At 51.1% G+C, this 2,500-nt stretch carries 2 rRNA genes (1 of these 2 cut by a window edge); both read right to left on the reverse strand.

Annotation, left to right across the window (positions count from 1 at the left end):
• Window positions 1-2: 2 nt before the first annotated feature.
• A 5S ribosomal RNA gene (rrf, locus tag C8D85_RS18030) occupies window positions 3-117 on the reverse strand.
• Window positions 118-334: 217 nt separating this feature from the next.
• Window positions 335-2,500: ribosomal RNA gene (locus C8D85_RS18035) — 23S ribosomal RNA — on the reverse strand; it runs 720 nt beyond the window's last position.

A 2,500-nucleotide genomic window follows, 5' to 3' on the forward strand; every position in this document is an offset into this window, starting at 1 on the left:
AAGCTTGACGACGACCTACTCTCACATGGGATCTCCCACACTACCATCGGCGATGGCGCTTTTCACTTCTGAGTTCGGGATGGGATCAGGTGGTTCAACGCCTCTATGATCGTCAAGCAAACGGGTTTGCGTTCGTTCTGGGTGGCTTGTTGTTGCCTTGTCCAAAACACGCAAGTTCGTAAACTTGATATCTTTAACAATTAGACTTTGAAGTAGTCGATAACCAAGTATCAAACCGGCTTATCGTAAATTCTTTGTAGTGCACGACCTCCATGGATGGAGGAAGTACTGGAAGTTGTCTGGAACAACTTCAGTAAAACCACTTTGGTGTTATATGGTCAAGCCTCACGAGCAATTAGTATTGGTTAGCTCAACGCCTCACAACGCTTACACACCCAACCTATCAACGTCCTAGTCTCGAACGGCTCTTTAGGGAACTCTAAGTTCCAGTGAGATCTTATCTTGAAGGAGGCTTCCCGCTTAGATGCTTTCAGCGGTTATCCCGTCCGAACGTAGCTACCCGGCAATGCCACTGGCGTGACAACCGGAACACCAGAGGTTCGTTCACTCCGGTCCTCTCGTACTAGGAGCAACTCTTCTCAAATCTCAAACGTCCACGGCAGATAGGGACCGAACTGTCTCACGACGTTCTAAACCCAGCTCGCGTACCACTTTAAATGGCGAACAGCCATACCCTTGGGACCGGCTTCAGCCCCAGGATGTGATGAGCCGACATCGAGGTGCCAAACACCGCCGTCGATGTGAACTCTTGGGCGGTATCAGCCTGTTATCCCCGGAGTACCTTTTATCCGTTGAGCGATGGCCCTTCCATACAGAACCACCGGATCACTAAGACCTACTTTCGTACCTGCTCGACGTGTCTGTCTCGCAGTTAAGCGCGCTTTTGCCTTTACACTCTTTGCATGATTTCCGACCATGCTGAGCGCACCTTCGTGCTCCTCCGTTACTCTTTGGGAGGAGACCGCCCCAGTCAAACTACCCACCACACAGTGTCCTCGATCCCGATAAGGGACCTGAGTTAGAACCTCAAACATACCAGGGTGGTATTTCAAGATTGGCTCCATGCAAACTGGCGTCTGCACTTCAAAGCCTCCCACCTATCCTACACAAGTAGGTTCAAAGTTCACTGTGAAGCTATAGTAAAGGTTCACGGGGTCTTTCCGTCTAGCCGCGGATACACAGCATCTTCACTGCGATTTCAATTTCACTGAGTCTCGGGTGGAGACAGTGTGGCCATCGTTACGCCATTCGTGCAGGTCGGAACTTACCCGACAAGGAATTTCGCTACCTTAGGACCGTTATAGTTACGGCCGCCGTTTACTTGGGCTTCGATCAAGAGCTTCGCTTACGCTAACCCCATCAATTAACCTTCAAGCACCGGGCAGGCGTCACACCCTATACGTCCACTTTCGTGTTTGCAGAGTGCTGTGTTTTTAATAAACAGTCGCAGCCACCTGGTATCTTCGACCGGTCAGAGCTTACGGAGCAAGTCCTTCACCCTAACCGGCGCACCTTCTCCCGAAGTTACGGTGCCATTTTGCCTAGTTCCTTCACCCGAGTTCTCTCAAGCGCCTTGGTATTCTCTACCTGACCACCTGTGTCGGTTTGGGGTACGGTCAATGTATATCTGAAGCTTAGAAGTTTTTCCTGGAAGCATGGCATCAACCACTTCGTCCAAAAGAGGACTCGTCATCAGTTCTCGGCCTTAAGTACCCGGATTTGCCTAAGTACTCAGCCTACCGCCTTAAACACGGACAACCATCGCCGTGCTGGCCTAGCCTTCTCCGTCTCTCCATCGCAATATACATCGGTACGGGAATATTAACCCGTTTCCCATCGACTACGCTTTTCAGCCTCGCCTTAGGGGCCGACTCACCCTGCCCTGATTAGCATGGGACAGGAACCCTTGGTCTTCCGGCGAGGGAGGTTTTCACTCCCTTTATCGTTACTCATGTCAACATTCGCACTTCTGATACCTCCAGCCTGCCTTACAGCTTGACCTTCAACGGCTTACAGAACGCTCCTCTACCGCTTACACAAAGTGTAAACCCGTAGCTTCGGTGTACAGTTTGAGCCCCGTTATATCTTCCGCGCAGGCCGACTCGACTAGTGAGCTATTACGCTTTCTTTAAAGGGTGGCTGCTTCTAAGCCAACCTCCTAGCTGTCTAAGCCTTCCCACATCGTTTCCCACTTAACTGTAACTTTGGGACCTTAGCTGACGGTCTGGGTTGTTTCCCTTTTCACGACGGACGTTAGCACCCGCCGTGTGTCTCCCGCGCTCATACTCATTGGTATTCGGAGTTTGCATGGGGTTGGTAAGTCGGGATGACCCCCTAGCCCAAACAGTGCTCTACCCCCAATGGCAATACGCGAGGCGCTACCTAAATAGCTTTCGAGGAGAACCAGCTATCTCCGAGCTTGATTAGCCTTTCACTCCTATCCACAAGTCATCCCCGGACTTTTCAACGTACGTGGGTT

Source organism: Marinomonas communis, from assembly GCF_004363305.1.
Classification (GTDB): Bacteria; Pseudomonadota; Gammaproteobacteria; order Pseudomonadales; family Marinomonadaceae; genus Marinomonas; species Marinomonas communis.